This window comes from Mesorhizobium sp. M0189, from assembly GCF_040322135.1.
Lineage (GTDB): Bacteria > Pseudomonadota > Alphaproteobacteria > Rhizobiales > Rhizobiaceae > Mesorhizobium.
The window spans coordinates 40,126-55,018 of record NZ_JAMYSW010000021.1 but is presented as its reverse complement, the minus strand read 5'-3'; the positions used below and the strand labels follow the sequence as shown (position 1 = coordinate 55,018).

Below are 14,893 nucleotides of genomic sequence, written 5' to 3'. Positions count from 1 at the left end.
GATCGCCTGAGGTGGTTCTCGTGGAACTGTGAGCTGGCGTCCTTTGAACTCCGCCGTGAGGACAACAATGCGCATTTGCCTGAGTCTCGATCCGTCCCGGCTACTGCGATGGCACCTCTGGCTGGCAGAAGCGCTTGCTGAACTGCCCGGCAACGAAGTCTCCTGCGTTTTGGCGGCCGGTCGCCGCCCGCTGCCGTTAATCTGCCGTCTGCTGCTCGAACTCGAACGACTGGTCTATGGCTTTCGCGGGAACGGCGCCATCGACCCCGTCGAGGCGGCGCTGCGGTGCCTGCCTTCGCCTCCGGCCGACCAAGTGGATGTCGTAATCGATTTGAGTGGGGCGGAATCGCTCCCGGCGGGGCGGCGCGTGCTCACACCGGTCTTCAACGGCGCACCCGGCGAGATCGGAGTCGTGGCGGCCTGGGTGGATCATCAGGATCTTCTCGTCGACCTGCATGACACGGCGCGCCCGTTGCGGCCGTGGACGGCGCGTCCGGCCAGTGGAGACCGTGAAGTCTTGGCAGCGAGGCTCGACAGCGCCCTTTCCTGCGCTGTGCCGCTGATCCTCAAAGCACTGTGCGAGGAAACCGGTTCTGCTGCGGCCGTTATCCCCGGTCCACGGACGGCAGTGCCTTCGTTTGGCGCGCTTTCGGCGTTTGCAAGGGCGACCGGCACGGTGGCATCGAAGGCGATCGGGCTTTTGGACGTCCTGGCGAGGGGCGGCAGGATGTGGGGGATTGGCTGGCGCTTCGAAGAATCGGCGAGCCTGCTCGACAAAGGCGAAGCAGCCTTCCGGGTGCTCACCGGAAATGCCGACAGCTACCTTGCCGACCCGTTCCCGTTCCCGCACCAGGGGCAGGATTTCATCTTTGTCGAACAATACCTCTACTCGAAGAACCGGGGGTGCATTGCGGTCGTGACAGTGAACCGGGACGGGACAGCCGGCGCATCCCGGATCGTCGTGGAGGAACCGCATCACCTCTCCTACCCGTTCGTGTTCAAGCACGACGGGCAGATCTGGATGATCCCCGAATCGGGGGCGGCCAGGAACGTCAGCCTCTACAGGGCAGTGGAATTCCCTTACCGATGGACGCGGGAGGGCTACCTTATGGAAGGCATTGAGGCCTACGATACCACGCCGCTCTGGCATGCGGGCGGCTTTTGGTTTTTCGTCAGCCCAAGGCTGTGGAGGTCCACGTCCTGGGATGTCCTCAGCCTCTACCGTGCCGAGAGCCTGACCGGGTCCTGGACGCCCCATGCCGCCAACCCGGTCCTGCTCGATGCCAGGCTCAGCCGCCCCGCAGGCGCCGTCATCCGACACGGCGGACGCACGCTACGCCCGGTCCAAGACTGCGCGCGCGGCTATGGCGGCGCGGTGACGTTCTGCCAGATCGATGCGCTCGGGGCGTCGGAGTTTGCCCAGACCCCGGTCGGTCGCATTTGGGCCGGAGCGTTGGGGTGTCACACCTACAACCGCCGGTCTGGCTTGGAGGTGATCGACCTGTTCGGGCATATCCGGGGTTTGCGAGAGGTCACGACCTCGTATCGGCTGCTGGTACCCGACGCGCCGGTCTCGGGACCGCGTGGGCAGTCCCTCTCTTGGCCGGTCTCGTCCGGGTTAGCTACCCGTAGCCAGGCGGTCGAGCGCAAGATACCCCGCCTGCGAAGGGCCGGGCGCGCTCGACCCTTCTCGGGCACAGAATAAGCTCGGAAATCACAGCCGAGTGAAGGAACGAGCCTACCTGGACATCGCAGCTTCTGGCCAGTGGCAATGTCAGCGTGCGCTGAACGTTCATTTCTTCGCGCTGTCTTCCGCATGGCTCGCTCAGTAGAAGTTGTCGCTTGTGAGCTAGTGCCGGCCGCGGGTCGATGAAGGTCCTTGCTGGCGTTGAAGGTGGCCCCAGAGCTCTAAACGGTTTGGCAACGCTGCCAACACAGCTGCTGAAGATGATCGGTGCCGCTGCCGTACTGTCCGCGCCGGTGGCATGGCTCGAACTAACCTAAATGGATACCCCCAAGGAGCTAATCATCTATTGTTTTTCCCTAACCATCTATCGTTCTTCCATTTCAGATCTGCATCAGTAATGCTCGGGTAACTAAAGATTAAGATGCCATCAAGGTCACAATCTTATTTCACATCATCTTGATTTCACTTTCCGGGGAGTCTGCACATGGCTAGATCAAGCACATCCGTGGATGTGGCGGTCATTGGAGCGGGCCCCTACCTGTCGCTGGCCGCGCATTTACGTGCGCGAGATGTCGAGCACCGGATTTTCGGGGAGCTCATGGGGTCATGGCTCATGGGGTCATGGAAGCATTTCCTGGGCCCAACGCTGTTGCGCCAGATCCGCCTGGTTGAGGGCGCGCCGCAGCTATCGGCCCATTACGAGACCTCGGTGCCTGGCCTGCATTTCATCGGTCCCGCCGCCGCGAACAGCTTCGGCCCGGTGTGTCGATTCGTATACGGGACCTATCACCCGGCCCATCATCTCGCTCGACACCTAGCGGCAGTTCTTGCGCGCTTCCAGCCCGCCTCCTGGGTTCCATCGTACGACCTCAAAGCGCTGTCATGAACGCCCGTCTCGCCAGCATTCTCGCCCCTGTCGGTGGCGTACCGCCGCCTGACCCGATTGATTTCGCGCTGCGCCGATCGCTGACTCTGCCCCGGGTCAGCTTCGTCGTCCCGACGCTCAATGAAGCCGAGAACCTCCCTTGGCTTCTGCCGCGCATCCCCAACTGGGCGCATGAGATCATTATCGTGGATGGTCGCTCGACCGACGACACGGTCGCGGTCGCGCGCCGCCTGCGCGAGGACGTGAAGATTGTCATGCAGCCCCGGCGGGGCAAGGGTGCTGCACTGCAGGCAGGATTCCTGGCCGCCACAGGCGAAATCATCGTCATGCTGGACGCCGACGGCTCCATGGTGCCAGAGGAGGCGATCGTCTTTGTCAGTGCGCTGATGGCCGGCGCGGATCTCGTCAAGGGTTCACGCTTTATCCAGGGCGCCGGCACCGACGACATGTCGCTGTTCCGGATGTTCGGTAATAAGGGGCTGACCCTGTTCGTGCGGCTGCTCTATGGCGGTTGGTTCTCCGATCTATGCTACGGATACATAGCCTTCTGGACCAAGCACGTCGCCACGCTTGACTGCGATTGCGATGGGTTCGAGATTGAGACCCTCATCAACGTGCGGGCCTTGAAGAACCACCTCAATATCGTCGAGGTGGCGAGTTTCGAGGCTTCGCGCATCAGCGGTGTGAGCCATCTGCGCGCCATGCCGGACGGCTGGCGCGTCCTGAAGACCATCCTGCGCGAGAGGGTGCACCAACAGCGCAGGCGGAGCGTGACAGCCTGTGTTGTCGGTGGACAGACCTGATGCGAATCCTGATGGTTGCCGCTCGCTGCTACCCCCTCATAGGCGGCATCGAAACTCACATCCAGGAAGTCGGTCCCCGCTTGGTGGCGCGTGGCCACGCCGTCGACGTGCTCACCACCGATCCCTCGGGGGAGTTGCCGGTTGAGGAGGAGGTGCGCGGCATGCGCGTGCGGCGCGTGCCGGCCTGGCCGAGGGAGTTGGACCTCTATTTTGCGCCCGGCATTTATACCGCGATCCGGCGCGGGACTTGGGATCTGATCCATTTCCAAGGTTACAACACCTTCGTGGCGCCGATCGGGCTGCTCGCCGCCATCCGCGGGGACCTGCCGTTCATCCTGACCTTCCACAGCGGCGGGCATTCCTCCCGGCTGCGCAACGCCGTGCGCGGCACGCAGCACGCGCTGCTCCGGCCGCTGGTGGCTCGGGCCGCGCGGCTGATTGGCGTCTCCGAATTCGAAGCCAGCTTCTTCAGCGTGAGGATGGGCGTGCCGCGGGAACGGTTTGTCGTCATCCCGAACGGCGCCGCGATGCCGGCTCCGAGCCCCGGCATCAAGGTCGATCCGCACCTGATCGTCTCGGGCGGCAGGCTGGAGCGCTACAAGGGCCATCATCGGGCGATCGCGGCCTTGCCCGAACTAATCCGCCGGATACCGGACGTGCGACTGCACATCGTCGGAACAGGCCCGTACGAGAGAGAATTGCGGCGCCTCGTCGCGACGCTCGGCCTCGAGAAGAGGGTCACAATTGCGGGTATTCCCGGATCCGAGCGGCAGCAAATGGCAGACCTCCTGGCGAGCGCCGCGCTGTTCGTGCTGTTCAGCGACTACGAAGCCCATCCGGTCACCGTAATGGAAGCCCTGTCGCTGCGCCGTCCGGTCCTCGTCAGCGACACGTCCGGTCTGCGGGAGCTGGCCGCCAACGGCCTGTGCAGGGCGATTCCGCGCAACGCCGGTCCGGGAGAGCTGGCCGCCGCCATGGCCGAGGAACTGGAGGCCCATCGGGAGGTCCCGGATTTGGCGCTGCCCGACTGGGATGCCTGTGCGCAAGCGCTGAGCGACGTTTATTGTGAGGTCCTGAGCAGCCGATCCGCGGTCCGCTTGCCCTCCGGCGGCGTGACATCGTGGCCTCCTGCGACGAGGGCATGATGCTGATGATGCCGGCTCATTTCACCGCCGGAGCCAGGGTCAACCCGCTCCAGGCCGGGATACGATTCGTCTCGGCCGTTGTCGGTCCCGACCTTCGCGACGGCAGCGCCGATGCCCCGTCGCAACGCGCCAGTTCCGGATGGATCGCGGTTCTATGCCTGACGACCGCCGCTGCTCTACTCCTCGTCGTGACCGGGCACGCAGCCGGGCGCCGGGGCTATGACGTGGCGCCGCCGCTCTTCTGGTCGGGTGTCGTTCTCTTGGTCGCTCCGACCAGCCTTCGCATCGCCTGGCCGACAACAGCCCGGGGTGAGCGCCTGGTCCTCCTGTTCCTGCTTGCCGAAGCCCTGCTCTACTGCACGATAGTCTATTCCCCGACGAGCTTCAGCGGTTACGACGAGGTTTTGCACTGGATCGCGGCCGAGGATCTCATCACGGCCCGCCGGCTGTTCCTGTCCAACCCGCTTTTCCCTATCGGGCCAACGTATCCCGGCCTGGAAATCCTGACGATGGCGATCGTAGATCTGACGGGACTGCCTTTGTTTGTGGCGGGGACGCTCTTGTTGGCCATTCTCAAGGGCTCGTTCATCGGTGCACTGTTTCTGTTCCTCGAAAGCATCGCCGGATCGCCGCGTATCTCGGCCATCGCCTGTCTGGCCTATATGGGCAGCTCAACCTTCTTCCTGTTCGACTCGATGTTCTCCTACGAGAGCCTCGGCATCGTGCTGTGCGTGCTGACCTTCGCGGTCGAAGCCGCGTCCAAGGATCTCGTCGGGCGACCGAGGCTGAAGTCGCTCTGGCTGATTGCCTTGCTATTGGCAAGCCTTGCGGTCACGCATCACCTCTCGGCCGCCTTCGCCGCCATCTATTTCGGAGCGCTGGCAGCCCTCGAGGCTTTGCGCCGGCACGACCCCCTGCGGATCAAGACCAGCATTGCCGTGGGCCTCGCGGCGATCCTCGCCATAGTCCTGCCGACCCTGTGGGTGCAGGCCCGTGGCATCCCTCTCACAGGCTATCTCGGCCCGGTGATCGACTCCGGCTTCGACACATTGCTCGGGAAGATCCTCGGCGCGCCCACACCGCGGTCGGAGCACCTCGGAGCGCCGGACAAGGCCCTCTACATGCGGCTGACCACCTTGCTGGCGCTCCTGCTGGTGGTACTCGGACTGGCAACGGGATTCTTTCGGTCGCTGGCCATGGCAGCGCCGAGTGGTGCGCGGTCCGGTTGGCGTCCGATCCAGGACATTTTCGAACGCCGCTGGCGCGATAGCCGCCTCGTGCTCCTCAGCTTGCTGGCCTTCGGCCTCCCAGTCTCGGTGGCCTTCCGACTGACCGTCGCCGGATGGCAAGTCGGCAACCGCATGGGAACGTTCGTGTTCATCGCCGTCGGGCTGGTCGTCGCGGTGAGCATCGTCCACTTCTGGCAGGGCCGCACGCCACGCGGGTGGCGCCGCATCGCACCGGCCGTTGCTCTGGTGATCATCGTCCTGGGCGGCGTCACGAGCTCTTCGATTAATCCGATCCATGGACGCTACAGAGTGGCCGCAGATCAGGAATCGATCGAGCCGATGGGGATCGAAACGGCACGCTGGGCCAAGGAATGGCTCGGTGCCGGCAACCGCTTCACCACCGACCGCATCAACCGCCTTCTGCTTGCGGGCTACGGCCGGCAGGACGTCAGGGTCACTATCGTCGAAGGCGTCGATGCCGCGCGCATATTCGAGGCCGAGACATTGGGGCCCGACGAGTTTTGGGCCTTAGCGGGAAGCGACATCGATTTCCTGCTGATTGACCTGCGCCTGACCACGGCCCCGCCGGTGCTCGGCTTTTACTTTCAGCCGTGGCAAGCGCCGCGGGGAACGCCGCTCTCGGGCGCAGCGCTGCTCAAGTTCAATGACGTCAAGGGCGTCACCCGCATCTACGACAACGGCTGGATCGTCATCTATGACGTGAGGGGATTGCATGAGAATTTGTAGCAAGCGGGACCTTCTGGCCGCGTGCATGTGGGCGGGGGCCGCGGTGGCGGCCGTTGCGGTCAGCGACAGCTTGCTCCTCCGTACTGCCCTGGGCGCGCCCATGGTGTTCCTCGTCTCGGGCCACACGGTGCTGCGGGCCATTGGCGTCAGGACCACCTCCGCGTTGCAACACTTCGTCTATGCGGTCGGAGCAAGCCTCGCCGCTGGTATTGCCGGGGGCTTTGCCCTGAACGCCGCAGGCTTCCTTACGCCTCTCGGCTGGGCGGTGTGGTTCTGGGCCGTGACGGCCGCCGCGGCACTGGTGGCGGCCGGCCGCCGCGACACTCCCGATCTGCCAGCCTGGCCGGCTCCGGCGGGGGTCCGGCTCTGGCAGGGGGCCGCGCTCATGCTAGCGGTGCTTGTGGCGACCGGAGCCTATGCGCTGGCCGTCCGGGACGAAGCGGCCTACCGGGAGTTCAAATACACCGCGTTCTGGTTGTTGCCCTCGGCCAGTGGCGAGTCCGGCCGGATCACCATCGGCATCAGGAGCGCCGAGACTCAACCTCAGCGATTCGACGTGGAAATCACCCTGGACGGGCAACCGTTCGCCGTTTTCCGATCGATCGCCGTCGCGCCGGGCGACACCTGGGCGCGGGAAATCCCGGTGCCTGCCTTGGCAACTCGCCAGACGGCCGAGGCGCGGCTCTATCGACCGGAAGACAACCGGCTCTATCGCAGCGTTTCGACGCTGGTGCCGGGCATCTGAAACGAGGCTCGACCATGCGCATCCTGCTGCTGTCGCAGTTCTATCCGCCGGTGATCGGGGGAGAGGAGCGGCACGTCCGCAATCTCGGCGCGGCGTTGGCGCAGCGGGGCCATCATGTCAGCGTCGGGACCTTGATGCATCCCGGATCGCCCGAAACCGAGCTGGACGGCACGGTCCGCGTGCATCGCCTGCGCGGCACGCTCCAGCGCCTGTCAGGCCTCCACACCGATCCCGAGCGCCGCCACGCACCACCCTTCGCGGATCCCGAACTGGTGCTGGCCCTGAAGCGGCTGGTCACCCAGGAGAGGCCGGACATCGTCCACGCCCATAACTGGATCTACGCGTCCTTCCTGCCGCTCAAAGTTTTGAGTGGGGCACGCCTCGTGGTCACGCTCCACGATTACGGCCTTGTCTGCGTCAAGAAGAACTTCATGCACTTGGGCGCCCATCTCTGCAGTGGCCCAGCGCCGGCCAAATGCTTACATTGCGCCACTGGGCATTACGGGGCCGTCAAGGCAGCCGCGACCACTTTGAGCAACTGGGCGTCGAGCTTCGCCGCTCGGCGCGTGGTGGACCGCTTCATCGCGGTGAGCCACGCGGTGGCGCGTCACACCGGACTCACCCAAGGCGGCGCCCCCTACGAGGTCATCCCCAACTTCGTGCCCGACGATGTCGGGGTGCTTGGCCCGGAAGATCCCTGCCTGCGGGAGGAGCTACCTGGGGATGGATTCATCCTGTTCGTCGGTGACATGATGCGCCTCAAAGGCATTGACGTTCTCCTGCAAGCCTATGCCGGCCTGGAGCGGGCGCCGCAGCTGGTCCTGATCGGGCGCCGGGTCGCCGACACGCCAACCGAATTTCCGCCGAACGTTCGAGTTTTCAGCATGTGGCCGCATTCCGCCATCATGCATGCATGGCGGCGCTCACTGTTCGGCGTGCTGCCATCGCTGGGGCCCGAAGCCTGTGCGACAGTGATCATGGAAGCGATGGCGTCCGGCAAGGCAGTCGTTGCAACCGACGTCGGCGGCATGCCTGATCTCGTCGATCATGGCGAAACAGGGCTTCTCGTGCCGCCTGGTGATGCGCATGCCCTGGCCCACGCGATGCAAACACTTCTGGAGGACCGCAACCTGCTTGCCCGCCTGGAGGCGACAAGCCTCGCCAGGGTGGGGCGCCTCAAGGCCGGAGCGGTTGTGACCCGGATCGAGCAGGTCTACCGGGACGTCCTGCGCCCAGCCGCCAGCAGGTCGGCGGTGCCGGCGCACCAAGGGTCGGGAGAGCCTTCATGCCGGTAGGCCTCGCCGGGACGGCCATTGTTCGCGTGCGCCGGGCGCTTCAAAAGAACGCCACGCTCGTCACGAATTCCGGCGCTCTGGCGATCGGAACGATGGCAGCGGCCGGTCTTGGGTTAATCTATTGGTTGCTCGCCGCCCGGCTGTTTCCGCCGGAGGTGATTGGCAAGGCCTCTGCCCTCCTGTCCGTGATGGGGCTCGTCGGCCTGCTGGGGGAGGGCGGGCTCGGGACCCTGCTGATGGGCGAAATCGTTCGGCACCCGGGCAAGGAGCGCGGCCTCGTGGCCGCGGCAGCGTCCGTCGGGGTGGCGCTGGCGGTTGGCTTCGCCTTGTTGTTTGTCTTCGGGGAGGCGTATCTCAACAGATCGACCGGGCCGATCGACGGTTGGTTCGTGGGCGTTGCGTTCGTCCTCGGCTGCTGCCTGACCGTTCTCAGTGCGGTGGTCGACCAGGCGCTCGTCGGCAACTTGCGCAGCACCGGCAGGATGATCCGGCAAGTGCTGTTTTCCACGTTCAAGCTGATGCTGATCGCCGCCGCCGCAGCCGCTGGCTACGACTCCAATGCCGCGATTCTTCTGACCTGGGTGGCCAGTATGCTGGCGTCCTGGATCGGCGTCGATCTCTTGACCCGCGGCGGCGCGCGTCACCTCGTTGGGCCCCCCGATTTCCCGCTACTGCATACGCTTCGACGCAAGGTCTTTGACCACTACACGCTCGATGTGGCCTTGCAGACCCCGGGCCTCATCATGCCGTACCTTGTGGTAATTCTCCTGTCGCCGGCCATCAATGCCGCCTTCGTATCGTTGTGGATGGTGGTATTCATGGCCTCGATCATTCCCGCAGCCATGGCTACGGCCCTGTTCCCCGTGATCAGAGCAAGCCCGAAACAATCCAGACACAACATCCTTTTGTCGCTCATGGCGTCATTGCTCTTCTCGCTGGTCTGCGCCGTCTTCGTCTTCACCTATTCGCAGGAGGTCCTTGCGGTCTTCAATCCGACCTATCCTGAGATCGCCGGTTCGAGCCTGCGCTTTCTCGGCTTTAGCCTGCTGGGATTAACGCTCAAATTTCATGCCTGCACGCTGGCGCGGCTGAGCGATACGATGCGCAAAGCATCTCGCTGGTTCATGCTTGGCGGATTACTGGAACTGTGCTTCGTGGTCGCGGGGGCGAAGCTTGATGGACTGCAAGGCCTGGTCCTAGGCTGGACGCTCGCCATAAGCATCGAGGGTGCATGTGCGGCCCTCGTTTTGGCCTTCGCAACGAAGCTGAATTCCGCCAGCGGTCCTGTGCACGAAGGGCCGTCTGTTGCGTCACCATCTGAGACTTGAGGAGACACCGCTCATGGCGCAAGGTTTTCGACCGCAGGATCGCGCGCTGAAGATTGGTTAGGGGCATTTTGGCGCGTTCCGATTGCTGCTCGCGATTTTCGTGGTTCTGCAGCACTTCCTGGCCAATCTCGTGCCAGAGCCCATCGCAACGGCGCCGCTACCCTGTGAGTTTGGGAACATCGCCGTTCTGGTCTTCTTCGCCCTGTCGGGCTTTGTGATCAGCGAGGCGGCCGATCGGATTTATGCGGGGAGGCCCGTCGCCTTCATGGCCAACCGTTTGCTCAGGATCCTGCCGCATTTCGCGCTCGCGACGATATTGCAGTCCTTACTTCTCGCAACCACTCTTGTTCTGGCATAAATGACGCAGCAGAGATCTCTGCCGGCGGCGGGCCTTGGCATTACGGCGGCTTTTGCGCCCATCTTCAGGCTCGCCCTGGTAAGGAGGGCACAGCCGATATGCGGATTTGAGCCTTACTTTCGTGTATGGCTGTGCGCTACTTCGCCCTGAGCGGCGGCACCAGGCTCAGTTGGGCCACCGCCGCCGTGGCTTGCGCGGGCATAGTCTCGCGCTTCTCCTGCGCCAGCCGGCACATGACCCGGTGCTCGGTTTCGAACGAGCAGTTGCGACCGAGTTCACTTTGCTTGTAGGGCTCCTCGGCCTCATGACCGTGCTCCATGCGTCCGCATCGGGCCATTCCGCTGGATCGACCGGGGGCTCGGGGATTTCACCTATCCCATTTACCGTTGGCAAAGTGAATTTCATGATATTCGTTCTCTGGTGACTGCGGAATACTCCTGCACTGGCTTAATCGGAGGGCTGGCCTTGAGTTTGATTGCGACATACGGGCTGCGTGGCCTGGTCGATTGGAAAATTGACTTGCTATGGGATGCTGTTCGGGGCGGCCAAATCGATTGATTCAGTGGATGAACCCGACATGGGCGGAAAGGGCTGCTGGGCGTACTGGCCAAGATGCGAGCCGATACGGGCCAATCGTCCTGATGCGATCCGCATGTTCAACCCGGTTTCCATCACGACAGCATGGGAGATCGTTGCCGCCTCTGGACGAACCCACGATATTGGTCGATCTGTCGATGTGGTTGCGGACTTGACGCCGCACGACTAACCCAGCCGCGCAGCTACCGGATGGCAATTCAGGCGACCCGCGCAGGCAATGGCATCCGCCTGATCGGCGATCCTCGGAGCAATGCGGAGATCGGCCGCTCGATGGTCCGATAGAACACAAGGCCGAACAGGTTTGACAGCAGCAACGCCGCCAGTACAAAGAACACGGCGGTCACTGTCGTGATCGGGAGCACCATTTTTAGCCCCGCGACCAAGAAAATGTGGAACAGATACGTGCTATATGATGCGTCGCCCAGCGCCTCGGCAATGGTTTCAAACCTGCCACCCGATACGGGCGCGGCGAACGCGCACGCCGCAACAGCCACTGCGCCAGCTATCCAAATCGAAATGACTTCCGGAAATGGCAGACGCGACGGGATCCGAAAAACGATATTCACAAGGATCTGGGCCACAAGTAGAGCCACCGCGATCCAAAATGGATAGCGAAGAACAAAGCGGCGCCCCAAGTGGTGTTTCAGCACGCCGATCGCCATACCAGCCGCAAACAGGAGGATTATCGGATCGGCGAAGAACGTGAATACTGTCTGTGCCGGTGTACTATTAGAAAACGGCTTCACCAAGGATCCCTCTGCGACGACAGCACAAAAAACTAGAAACACACCAGTCAAACCAATGCGCCGAGGCAATATTAAGGCGACAGTGAATAACGCATAAAAGAACATCTCGTAATTGAGCGTCCAACCTTGCCCGAGTACTGGCTGCATGTCCATACCGGGACCAGTCGGATAAGGAATAAAGGTCAGCGACTTAACCAGTTCAATTATAGAGGGTTCTCGAGAGAGCGGAGCAATCTGATACAGCGCGAACGCGACAAATGTGGCGATCCAGTAGGTCGGCACAATACGGATGAGCCTGCGCTTGGCAAAACCTAGGGACTTTGAGAAGCTGCCAAAGTCACCATAAGAAATGGTAACCATGACAAACCCGCTGATGACAAAAAATGTCGTCACACCAAGTCCACCAATACTAAACGCGACAGGCCTAAACCACTCCGGAAGAATGCGATGCTCGACGATAACATCAATTGCATGGCTCAGGACGACAAGCGATGCGGCAATTCCGCGTAAAGCCTGGACGTGATGATTTCTCGGCCTGACCATAGTGGCGGGCTCGGAGCTGTATTCTGCATCCATGGCCATGGCGCGTAGCTTTCACTTTCGATGGTCGCCATCCGGCCCCGAACTGGTCGAGCATGGGTCGACGAGCAAGGCTATCGTGACCCATCACCGCCACCGGCACAACTATCCCTTTGTGGGCACTCCTTCCGGATGACACACCGCCCGGGGCGAAGTGACAAAACTCGGCCAATGAGCACATGGCTGCGCTGCTGCGGGAGCCCCTCAATGGCAGACGGATGTCCAACCCAGTCGCGACCGAGAGCCCCGTGAAGTGCACTCCATGGCAGAGATGACGCTGAGACAATCAGCACCTCAACCCTGGTTGATCTTTCCGGTACGTTGAAATCGGTTCAGTTTTGCCGGAGCGCCAGATCACACGGCGCAGCGTTTCTTTCGCAGCTTGCGCTGTCTCCAGCAGCGCCGGACCTGGATCGTCCCAGCGCCAGTAGGCGCTATGAATCCGATAACTCGGTGGATAGAGACAGCCGGCGCCAAGGAGCCGGGCCGAGATGAAATCCCTGAATTCATCGCGCCAGACGTGGGTCGGATCAAGCATCAATGGTGGGTGTGGCTGCCCGGCGGCGTCGCAATAGCCGATATGACAGAGATTGACGCCACAGAGGGCGGAGATCTCCACCTGGCCATCGATCCGGCCAACGGTTGGCTCGACAAACCGAAAGCTGCCGTCACGCTGGTCGCGCTTAAATTCCATGCTGGCGATTCCGTTTGTCAAACCGATTGATCGGAAGAAGCGGATTGTCAGATCCTCCAATTCCTCGGCGACTTCCGGCGCCGCCCAGCAACTGGCGGTCACGCCGATCTGAGGCGGCCAGGAACGGCCTTTGCGGCCCGTAAAGGCGACCGAAGCACCCGGGCGCAGGTAGCACAGGCAAAAGTAGATGGAGTCATTCGACCCCTCGATCCACTCCTGAACAATCACCTCCCCGACCGCGTCCAGCACTTGCTCGCAGAGCAACCGAGCGTCGGCTTGGGTCTCGATGCGATAGGCCTTCTTGAAAGAGCCGTCATACGCCGGGCTGTTTGGCTTCACGCAGAATGGAGGGGCGAAGCTTGATGGACTTCAAGGCCTGGTCCTGGGGTGGACGCTCGCCGTCAGCATCGAGGTGCATGTGCGGCTTCGTTTTGGCCTTCGCGATGAAGCTGGATTTTGCCGCCGGCCCCGCGCACGAACGACCGCGCCCCGCTCCAGACTCGAGATGTAATCCATGGCGGCCATGATCCTTGAGCTCGTGTTTGGAGGGCGACGCGGATGTGGTGGCGATCTGGACGGAACTGAGCTGGTGCACCGGAACAAAAGGCTCGTTGACCGCCAGATTCGCGGCGCTTCGCATCCGCATTGTCGACGGGCCGCCTCGGCCTCGACCACTTCGAGGGCCGCTCCTGGCAGGGTCTGCATCGACACGCGCTCATGGCCATGATCGCTTATACTTTCCTCTAGCGCCGCCGCCTGAGAGCGGGCGGGGGAAAAGAACAGCCGAAGGACCCCTCAGCCAACCATACCCGCCGTGCGAAGAGCCCTTCACGCAGCCACGCCAGAGCGATGTCCTTACTGCCGCATTAGGCTCACGACATCGACGCGACCACCTCCAGCATCACCTCCGTCGCGCCGCCGCCGATGGATAGGACGCGGGCGTCACGCGCTATGCGCTCGATCGGGCTCTCGCGCATGAGGCCCATAGCGCCATGGAACTGCACGCACGTATACACGACCTCGTTGACGAGTTCGCCGCAGATGGCCTTCACCATCGAGACTTCGCGCAGGCAATCTTCGTCCGCCGCCATGCGCCAAGCGGTGGCATAGAGAAACTGGCGGCCTGCCTCCACCTTCGCAGAGAGCATCGCGAGACGTTCACGGATCGCCTGCATGTCCCATAGGACGCCCCCGAATGCGCGGCGAGCTTTCACCCAGGCGAGGGTCATATCGATCGCCGCCTCGGCCGCCCCTATCGCCATGCCGGCGAGGACAAGGCGCTCGTTCTGGAAGTTGCGCATGATTGAGTAGAAGCCCTGTCCCTCCGCGCCGAGCACGTTCTCGGCGGGGATACGGCAACCGTCGAAGACGAGCTCCGCCGTGTCGGAGGAGCGCCAGCCGTGCTTGTCCAGCTCGCGGGCGACGCTGAAGCCTGGTGTGCCCTTTGCGACGAGGAACATCGTGATCCCGTGGCTTCCTGCCGAGGGATCGGTCTTGGCGGCGACGCAGTAGAGATCCGCGTGGGCGCCGTTCGTGATGTAGAGCTTCGTGCCGTCAAGTACGTAAGAGTCGCCCTCTCGGCGGGCGCGCGTGCGGATGGCCTTCACGTCCGAGCCAGCATCCGGTTCCGTGATGGCGATCGCGGTGATCACCTCGCCGCTGATAATGCCCGGCATCCAGCGGGCCCGCTGGGCTTTGGTCCCGTCGTGAAAGACATGCACGGAAGCCATGTCGGTATGGACCAGCGTCGCGATGGCGACGCCGCCATAGGTCGAACGCCCGAGCTCCTCGGCGAAGATCGTGGATGCGACCGCGTCCATCTCGGCACCACCATACTCGGCCGGGTAGCGGATACCGAAGAAGCCGAGTTCGCCCATGCGGCGCAGGATCGGGCGGGGAATGAACCCGTCCTCCTCCCAGCGATCCGCACGGGGCTTGATCTCCTCCTCGACGAAACGGCGCACCTGGTCGCGTAAGAGCTCATACTCCCCCGCCGCCCAAGGCAGCCCCGGTCCTCGCGCCGGTACCCAAGCTTTGTCCATCCTCTTCATCCG

At 62.9% G+C, this 14,893-nt stretch carries 15 protein-coding genes and 1 pseudogene; 11 read left to right on the top strand and 5 right to left on the bottom strand.

Going from position 1 to position 14,893, the window contains the following annotated elements:
* Positions 1–67 precede the first annotated feature (67 nt).
* The 9 genes from NKJ09_RS27800 to NKJ09_RS27760 all read left to right on the top strand — a co-directional run bounded on the left by NKJ09_RS27800 (position 68) and on the right by NKJ09_RS27760 (position 10,223).
* The gene (locus NKJ09_RS27800) at positions 68–1,705 is read left to right on the top strand and encodes a glucosamine inositolphosphorylceramide transferase family protein (RefSeq protein ID WP_352496284.1); all 1,638 of its coding nucleotides are present in this window, start codon (positions 68–70) and stop codon (positions 1,703–1,705) included.
* A 466-nt stretch (positions 1,706–2,171) separates the two neighbouring features.
* Positions 2,172–2,573 carry a hypothetical protein gene (locus NKJ09_RS27795; protein WP_352496283.1) on the top strand — a complete coding sequence of 134 codons (402 nt, stop codon included), beginning with the start codon at positions 2,172–2,174 and terminating at the stop codon, positions 2,571–2,573.
* Positions 2,570–3,376, top strand: coding sequence for a glycosyltransferase family 2 protein (locus NKJ09_RS27790; protein ID WP_352496282.1), 807 nt, complete (start codon positions 2,570–2,572; stop codon positions 3,374–3,376). The genes NKJ09_RS27795 and NKJ09_RS27790 overlap by 4 nt, the downstream gene beginning before the upstream one ends.
* Positions 3,376–4,521, top strand: coding sequence for a glycosyltransferase family 4 protein (locus NKJ09_RS27785; RefSeq protein WP_352496281.1), 1,146 nt, complete (start codon positions 3,376–3,378; stop codon positions 4,519–4,521). The genes NKJ09_RS27790 and NKJ09_RS27785 overlap by 1 nt, the downstream gene beginning before the upstream one ends.
* The gene (locus NKJ09_RS27780) at positions 4,497–6,497 is read left to right on the top strand and encodes a putative glycosyltransferase family protein (RefSeq protein WP_352496280.1); all 2,001 of its coding nucleotides are present in this window, start codon (positions 4,497–4,499) and stop codon (positions 6,495–6,497) included. Before NKJ09_RS27785 ends, NKJ09_RS27780 begins: the two co-directional genes overlap by 25 nt.
* Positions 6,498–6,540: 43 nt before the next feature.
* Positions 6,541–7,242, top strand: a complete 702-nt coding sequence (locus NKJ09_RS27775) for a hypothetical protein (RefSeq protein ID WP_352496279.1) — start codon at positions 6,541–6,543, stop codon at positions 7,240–7,242.
* Between the two features lie 14 nt (positions 7,243–7,256).
* On the top strand, positions 7,257–8,537 hold the full coding sequence (locus NKJ09_RS27770; protein ID WP_352496278.1) for a glycosyltransferase family 4 protein: 1,281 nt from the start codon (positions 7,257–7,259) through the stop codon (positions 8,535–8,537).
* Positions 8,528–9,865, top strand: coding sequence for a lipopolysaccharide biosynthesis protein (locus NKJ09_RS27765; protein WP_352496277.1), 1,338 nt, complete (start codon positions 8,528–8,530; stop codon positions 9,863–9,865). Before NKJ09_RS27770 ends, NKJ09_RS27765 begins: the two co-directional genes overlap by 10 nt.
* An 82-nt stretch (positions 9,866–9,947) precedes the next feature.
* Positions 9,948–10,223: a hypothetical protein gene (locus NKJ09_RS27760; RefSeq protein WP_352496276.1), complete on the top strand. Its 276-nt coding sequence runs from the start codon at positions 9,948–9,950 to the stop codon at positions 10,221–10,223.
* Positions 10,224–10,359: 136 nt separating this feature from the next.
* Here NKJ09_RS27760 and NKJ09_RS27755 read toward each other — a convergent pair whose 3' ends face one another.
* Positions 10,360–10,542, bottom strand: coding sequence for a hypothetical protein (locus NKJ09_RS27755; protein ID WP_352496275.1), 183 nt, complete (start codon positions 10,540–10,542; stop codon positions 10,360–10,362).
* Positions 10,543–10,716: 174 nt separating this feature from the next.
* Here NKJ09_RS27755 and NKJ09_RS27750 point away from each other — a divergent pair, with 174 nt between their 5' ends.
* Positions 10,717–10,989, top strand: a complete 273-nt coding sequence (locus NKJ09_RS27750) for a hypothetical protein (protein WP_352516135.1) — start codon at positions 10,717–10,719, stop codon at positions 10,987–10,989.
* A 28-nt stretch (positions 10,990–11,017) separates the two neighbouring features.
* Here NKJ09_RS27750 and NKJ09_RS27745 read toward each other — a convergent pair whose 3' ends face one another.
* The 3 genes from NKJ09_RS27745 to NKJ09_RS27735 form a co-directional block, all read right to left on the bottom strand.
* Positions 11,018–12,148, bottom strand: a complete 1,131-nt coding sequence (locus NKJ09_RS27745; RefSeq protein WP_352496274.1) for an acyltransferase family protein — start codon at positions 12,146–12,148, stop codon at positions 11,018–11,020.
* Positions 12,149–12,431: 283 nt separating this feature from the next.
* Positions 12,432–13,178: a hypothetical protein gene (locus tag NKJ09_RS27740; protein ID WP_352496273.1), complete on the bottom strand. Its 747-nt coding sequence runs from the start codon at positions 13,176–13,178 to the stop codon at positions 12,432–12,434.
* Entirely contained in the window at positions 13,153–13,485 is a 333-nt protein-coding gene (locus tag NKJ09_RS27735) for a hypothetical protein (RefSeq protein WP_352496297.1), read from the bottom strand. The genes NKJ09_RS27740 and NKJ09_RS27735 overlap by 26 nt, the downstream gene beginning before the upstream one ends.
* Here NKJ09_RS27735 and NKJ09_RS32555 point away from each other — a divergent pair.
* A pseudogene (locus NKJ09_RS32555) lies at positions 13,406–13,709 on the top strand (hypothetical protein); the annotation flags it as partial. The gene NKJ09_RS27735 and the pseudogene NKJ09_RS32555 overlap by 80 nt on opposite strands.
* Before the next feature lie 2 nt (positions 13,710–13,711).
* On the opposite strand, the gene NKJ09_RS27725 reads toward NKJ09_RS32555, so the two are convergent.
* Entirely contained in the window at positions 13,712–14,890 is a 1,179-nt protein-coding gene (locus NKJ09_RS27725; RefSeq protein ID WP_352496272.1) for an acyl-CoA dehydrogenase family protein, read from the bottom strand.
* Between the last annotated feature and the right edge of the window lie 3 nt (positions 14,891–14,893).

Bases quoted from the DNA above. Each gene is read 5' to 3' on its own strand.
- NKJ09_RS27785 (WP_352496281.1), top strand. From the start codon at position 3,376: ATGCGAATCCTGATGGTTGCCGCTCGCTGCTACCCCCTCATAGGCGGC.
- NKJ09_RS27790 (WP_352496282.1), top strand. From the start codon at position 2,570: ATGAACGCCCGTCTCGCCAGCATTCTCGCCCCTGTCGGTGGCGTACCG.
- NKJ09_RS27770 (WP_352496278.1), top strand. From the start codon at position 7,257: ATGCGCATCCTGCTGCTGTCGCAGTTCTATCCGCCGGTGATCGGGGGA.
- NKJ09_RS27745 (WP_352496274.1), bottom strand. From the start codon at position 12,148: ATGGCCATGGATGCAGAATACAGCTCCGAGCCCGCCACTATGGTCAGG.
- NKJ09_RS27735 (WP_352496297.1), bottom strand. From the start codon at position 13,485: ATGCGGATGCGAAGCGCCGCGAATCTGGCGGTCAACGAGCCTTTTGTT.
- NKJ09_RS27755 (WP_352496275.1), bottom strand. From the start codon at position 10,542: ATGGAGCACGGTCATGAGGCCGAGGAGCCCTACAAGCAAAGTGAACTC.
- NKJ09_RS27795 (WP_352496283.1), top strand. From the start codon at position 2,172: ATGGCTAGATCAAGCACATCCGTGGATGTGGCGGTCATTGGAGCGGGC.
- NKJ09_RS27800 (WP_352496284.1), top strand. From the start codon at position 68: ATGCGCATTTGCCTGAGTCTCGATCCGTCCCGGCTACTGCGATGGCAC.
- NKJ09_RS27725 (WP_352496272.1), bottom strand. From the start codon at position 14,890: ATGAAGAGGATGGACAAAGCTTGGGTACCGGCGCGAGGACCGGGGCTG.
- NKJ09_RS27765 (WP_352496277.1), top strand. From the start codon at position 8,528: ATGCCGGTAGGCCTCGCCGGGACGGCCATTGTTCGCGTGCGCCGGGCG.